This is a genomic window from Lysobacter claricitrinus, from assembly GCF_045866565.1.
Classification (GTDB): domain Bacteria; phylum Pseudomonadota; class Gammaproteobacteria; order Xanthomonadales; family Xanthomonadaceae; genus Cognatilysobacter; species Cognatilysobacter claricitrinus.
In genome coordinates this window covers 1-5,552 of the sequence record NZ_BAAFZV010000011.1, presented here as the reverse complement: position 1 = coordinate 5,552, position 5,552 = coordinate 1, and the positions used below count along the sequence as shown (strand labels likewise).

The 5,552-nt window shown below is 55.6% G+C and carries 2 tRNA genes and 3 rRNA genes; all 5 read left to right on the top strand.

Annotated features, from left to right (window positions below):
- Window positions 1-303: 303 nt before the first annotated feature.
- The 5 genes from ACKTTN_RS14545 (at window position 304) to rrf (ending at window position 5,461) form a co-directional block, all read left to right on the top strand.
- Window positions 304-1,842, top strand: a 16S ribosomal RNA gene (locus ACKTTN_RS14545).
- Between the two features lie 95 nt (window positions 1,843-1,937).
- A tRNA-Ala gene (locus ACKTTN_RS14540) sits at window positions 1,938-2,013 on the top strand.
- A gap of 6 nt (window positions 2,014-2,019) precedes the next feature.
- Window positions 2,020-2,096: transfer RNA gene (locus tag ACKTTN_RS14535), tRNA-Ile, on the top strand.
- Window positions 2,097-2,322: 226 nt separating this feature from the next.
- Window positions 2,323-5,187, top strand: a 23S ribosomal RNA gene (locus ACKTTN_RS14530).
- 158 nt (window positions 5,188-5,345) lie between these two features.
- Window positions 5,346-5,461 (top strand): 5S ribosomal RNA (gene rrf / locus ACKTTN_RS14525).
- Together the 16S, 23S and 5S rRNA genes with 2 tRNA genes alongside form the textbook arrangement of a ribosomal RNA operon.
- The last annotated feature ends 91 nt before the right edge of the window (window positions 5,462-5,552 follow it).

Here is a 5,552-nt window from a genome sequence, read left to right as displayed (position 1 = left end):
AAAAAAGTCGATCACCGGGTGTTGACAGTGATCGAAACTGCCCTAAAATGGGCGGCTCACTCGGACGGACTGAAGTCGGTTCGAGGGGATAAAAAGACGAGGCGCTGAGGCCGAAGTCTTCTGATCTTTGACAGTGTGCGCAGGTGACTTGTGCGGGCGTCTGGTGGTGGATGACTGTCCATCGCAGATGTCTCGTCACAAGCAACAAGATTTAAATGCATGCAAATGCAAGCGAGTTTTGAGGCTTGGAACGGGCTCTGCACTAAAAGCTTTAGCCGATCCTTCGGGATTGGTTGCAAAACTTAAGTGAAGAGTTTGATCCTGGCTCAGAGTGAACGCTGGCGGCAGGCCTAACACATGCAAGTCGAGCGGCAGCGGGTCCTTCGGGATGCCGGCGAGCGGCGGACGGGTGAGGAATGCGTCGGAATCTGCCTTTTTGTGGGGGATAACGTAGGGAAACTTACGCTAATACCGCATACGACCTACGGGTGAAAGTGGGGGACCGCAAGGCCTCACGCAGAAAGATGAGCCGACGCCGGATTAGCTAGTTGGCGGGGTAAAGGCCCACCAAGGCGACGATCCGTAGCTGGTCTGAGAGGATGATCAGCCACACTGGAACTGAGACACGGTCCAGACTCCTACGGGAGGCAGCAGTGGGGAATATTGGACAATGGGCGCAAGCCTGATCCAGCCATGCCGCGTGAGTGAAGAAGGCCTTCGGGTTGTAAAGCTCTTTTGTCCGGGAAGAAAAGCCTTCGATTAATACTCGGGGGTTCTGACGGTACCGGAAGAATAAGCACCGGCTAACTTCGTGCCAGCAGCCGCGGTAATACGAAGGGTGCAAGCGTTACTCGGAATTACTGGGCGTAAAGCGTGCGTAGGTGGTTCGTTAAGTCTGATGTGAAAGCCCCGGGCTCAACCTGGGAACTGCATTGGATACTGGCGATCTGGAGTGCGGTAGAGGGGTGCGGAATTCCCGGTGTAGCAGTGAAATGCGTAGATATCGGGAGGAACATCCGTGGCGAAGGCGGCACCCTGGACCAGCACTGACACTGAGGCACGAAAGCGTGGGGAGCAAACAGGATTAGATACCCTGGTAGTCCACGCCCTAAACGATGCGAACTGGATGTTGGGTGCAACTTGGCACTCAGTATCGAAGCTAACGCGTTAAGTTCGCCGCCTGGGAAGTACGGTCGCAAGACTGAAACTCAAAGGAATTGACGGGGGCCCGCACAAGCGGTGGAGTATGTGGTTTAATTCGATGCAACGCGAAGAACCTTACCTGGCCTTGACATCCACGGAATCCTGCAGAGATGCGGGAGTGCCTTCGGGAACCGTGAGACAGGTGCTGCATGGCTGTCGTCAGCTCGTGTCGTGAGATGTTGGGTTAAGTCCCGCAACGAGCGCAACCCTTGTCCTTAGTTGCCAGCACGTAATGGTGGGAACTCTAAGGAGACCGCCGGCGACAAGCCGGAGGAAGGTGGGGATGACGTCAAGTCATCATGGCCCTTACGGCCAGGGCTACACACGTACTACAATGGTAGGGACAGAGGGCCGCAATCCCGCGAGGGTGAGCCAATCCCAGAAACCCTATCCCAGTCCGGATTGGAGTCTGCAACTCGACTCCATGAAGTCGGAATCGCTAGTAATCGCAGATCAGCATTGCTGCGGTGAATACGTTCCCGGGCCTTGTACACACCGCCCGTCACACCATGGGAGTCTGTTGCACCAGAAGCAGGTAGCTTAACCTTCGGGGGGGCGCTTGCCACGGTGTGGCCGATGACTGGGGTGAAGTCGTAACAAGGTAGCCGTATCGGAAGGTGCGGCTGGATCACCTCCTTTTGAGAACCGGCAGCATTGCTGCCAGGCGCCCGCACAAGACACCTGCATTCGAAGTTTCCGGACACCCGGTAAGTGTCCGGAGAGCGTCCCCAAATGGGGCTTTAGCTCAGCTGGGAGAGCACCTGCTTTGCAAGCAGGGGGTCGTCGGTTCGATCCCGACAAGCTCCACCACGCACCGGGTCTGTAGCTCAGGTGGTTAGAGCGCACCCCTGATAAGGGTGAGGTCGGTGGTTCGAGTCCTCCCAGACCCACCACTTCGAATGCCTGCACACACAAAGTTAGAAACGCGACGGGCGCTGAAGCCGGTCGTGTGTTCTTTGAAAATATGGATGTAGCGAGCGTTTTAGACGAATGTCTACAGACGTGTCGTGAGGCTAAGGCGGGGATCCTCGAGATCCCTAAAAATTGAGTCGTTGAATTCGCGTCCGGGCTTTGTACCCCTGGACACAACTACGACCCCGAGGCGACTTGGGGTTATATGGTCAAGCGAATAAGCGCACACGGTGGATGCCTTGGCGGTCAGAGGCGATGAAGGACGTGGCAGCCTGCGAAAAGCGCGGGGGAGCTGGCAACAAGCATTGATCCCGCGATGTCCGAATGGGGAAACCCACTGCGCAAGCAGTATCCTGCAGTAAATACATAGCTGCTGGAAGCGAACCCGGAGAACTGAAATATCTAAGTACCCGGAGGAAAAGAAATCAACCGAGATTCCCTAAGTAGTGACGAGCGAACGGGGACCAGCCCTTAAGCTGGATTAGTTTTAGCGGAACAACCTGGAAAGGTTGGCCATAGACGGTGATAGCCCGGTACGCGAAAAGGCTTTTCCAGTGAAATCGAGTAAGGCGGGGCACGTGAAACCCTGTCTGAACATGGGGGGACCATCCTCCAAGGCTAAATACTACTGACCGACCGATAGTGAACCAGTACCGTGAGGGAAAGGCGAAAAGAACCCTGGTGAAGGGAGTGAAATAGATCCTGAAACCGTGTGCGTACAAGCAGTCGGAGCCCGCAAGGGTGACGGCGTACCTTTTGTATAATGGGTCAGCGACTTACTGTTCGTGGCGAGCTTAACCGTATAGGGGAGGCGAAGGGAAACCGAGTCTGATAAGGGCGCATAGTCGCGGGCAGTAGACCCGAAACCGGGTGATCTAGTCATGCCCAGGGTGAAGGTCGGGTAACACCGACTGGAGGCCCGAACCCACTCCCGTTGCAAAGGTAGGGGATGAGGTGTGATTAGGAGTGAAAAGCTAATCGAACCCGGAGATAGCTGGTTCTCCTCGAAAGCTATTTAGGTAGCGCCTCATATGTATCCTCTCGGGGGTAGAGCACTGTTATGGCTAGGGGGTCATTGCGACTTACCAAACCATTGCAAACTCCGAATACCGAGACGGACTGTATGGGAGACACACGGCGGGTGCTAACGTCCGTCGTGAAAAGGGAAACAACCCAGACCCACAGCTAAGGTCCCAAATTCATCGCTAAGTGGAAAACGATGTGGAAAGGCACAGACAGCCAGGAGGTTGGCTTAGAAGCAGCCACCCTTTAAAGAAAGCGTAATAGCTCACTGGTCGAGTCGGTCTGCGCGGAAGATTTAACGGGGCTAAGCGATGAACCGAAGCTTGGGGTGCATACTTCTGTATGCGCGGTAGAGGAGCGTTCCGTAAGCCGTTGAAGGTGACTTGAGAAGGTTGCTGGAGGTATCGGAAGTGCGAATGCTGACATGAGTAACGATAATGCGGGTGAAAACCCCGCACGCCGAAAGCCCAAGGTTTCCTTGCGCAACGTCAATCGGCGCAGGGTGAGTCGGCCCCTAAGGCGAGGCTGAAAAGCGTAGTCGATGGGAAGCTGGTTAATATTCCAGCACCTCGCGTAAGTGCGATGGAGGGACGGAGAAGGTTAGGCAGGCCCGGCGTTGGTTGTCCGGGTGAGAGAGTTGAGGCGGTTCCCTTTGGCAAATCCGGGGGAGCAACGTTGAGACTAAGGACGAGCCCATTAGGGCGAAGCTGCTGATATCACGCTTCCAGGAAAAGCTCCTAAGCTTCAGCTTACGCAGACCGTACCGTAAACCGACACAGGTGGGCAGGATGAGAATTCTAAGGCGCTTGAGAGAACTCGGGTGAAGGAACTAGGCAAAATAGCACCGTAACTTCGGGAGAAGGTGCGCCCTCCATGGTTAATAGCTGGGGAGGGCCGCAGTGACCAGGCCGCTGCGACTGTTTATCAAAAACACAGCACTCTGCAAACACGAAAGTGGACGTATAGGGTGTGACGCCTGCCCGGTGCTGGAAGGTTAAGTGATGGGGTTAGCCGCAAGGCGAAGCTCTTGATCGAAGCCCCAGTAAACGGCGGCCGTAACTATAACGGTCCTAAGGTAGCGAAATTCCTTGTCGGGTAAGTTCCGACCTGCACGAATGGCGTAACGACAGCGGCGCTGTCTCCACCCGAGACTCAGTGAAATTGAAATCGCTGTGAAGATGCAGCGTTCCCGCGGCAAGACGGAAAGACCCCGTGAACCTTTACTATAGCTTTACACTGAACGTTGAGTTCGTCTGTGTAGGATAGGTGGGAGGCTATGAAACCGAGGCGCTAGCTTCGGTGGAGCCATCCTTGAAATACCACCCTGATGTGCTTGACGTTCTAACCTGGCGCCGTTATCCGGCGCGGGGACCGTGTATGGTGGGTAGTTTGACTGGGGCGGTCTCCTCCCAAAGAGTAACGGAGGAGCACGAAGGTACGCTCAGCGCGGTCGGACATCGCGCACTGTGTGCAAAGGCATAAGCGTGCTTGACTGCAAGATCGACGGATCAAGCAGGTACGAAAGTAGGTCTTAGTGATCCGGTGGTTCTGTATGGAAGGGCCATCGCTCAACGGATAAAAGGTACTCCGGGGATAACAGGCTGATACCGCCCAAGAGTTCATATCGACGGCGGTGTTTGGCACCTCGATGTCGGCTCATCACATCCTGGGGCTGTAGTCGGTCCCAAGGGTATGGCTGTTCGCCATTTAAAGTGGTACGCGAGCTGGGTTCAGAACGTCGTGAGACAGTTCGGTCCCTATCTGTCGTGGGCGTTGGAGATTTGAGAGGGGCTGCTCCTAGTACGAGAGGACCGGAGTGGACGAACCTCTGGTGTTCCGGTTGTCACGCCAGTGGCACTGCCGGGTAGCTATGTTCGGAAGCGATAACCGCTGAAAGCATCTAAGCGGGAAGCGCGCCTCAAGATGAGATCTCCCGGGAGCTTGACTCCCCTAAAGGAACGTTGAAGACTACGACGTTGATAGGCAGGGTGTGTAAGCGCAGCAATGCGTTGAGCTAACCTGTACTAATGATCCGTGCGGCTTGACCATATAACCTCAAGACGCTTTGGGTTAACCAAAGCACCTTACCCTCGTGACACGTCACGACATTCACTGCTCGCTACATCCAACTTATTCCGCTCAGGCCGAAAGGCTTGTCCGGTAACCGTCGAGAGCGTGGCGCCTAACCGGCGACCCTCCACCCTCTCCCTGGTGACCATAGCGGTGTGGAACCACCCGATCCCATCCCGAACTCGGAAGTGAAACGCACCCGCGCCGATGGTAGTGTGGCATTTGCCCATGCGAGAGTAGGTCATCGCCAGGGTCTTTATCCCGCAAACCCCCGCCCGTGAATACGGGTGGGGGTTTGTCTTTGCGCGACACAAAACCCGCGGGGCGCCGGCGAGATAATCGGG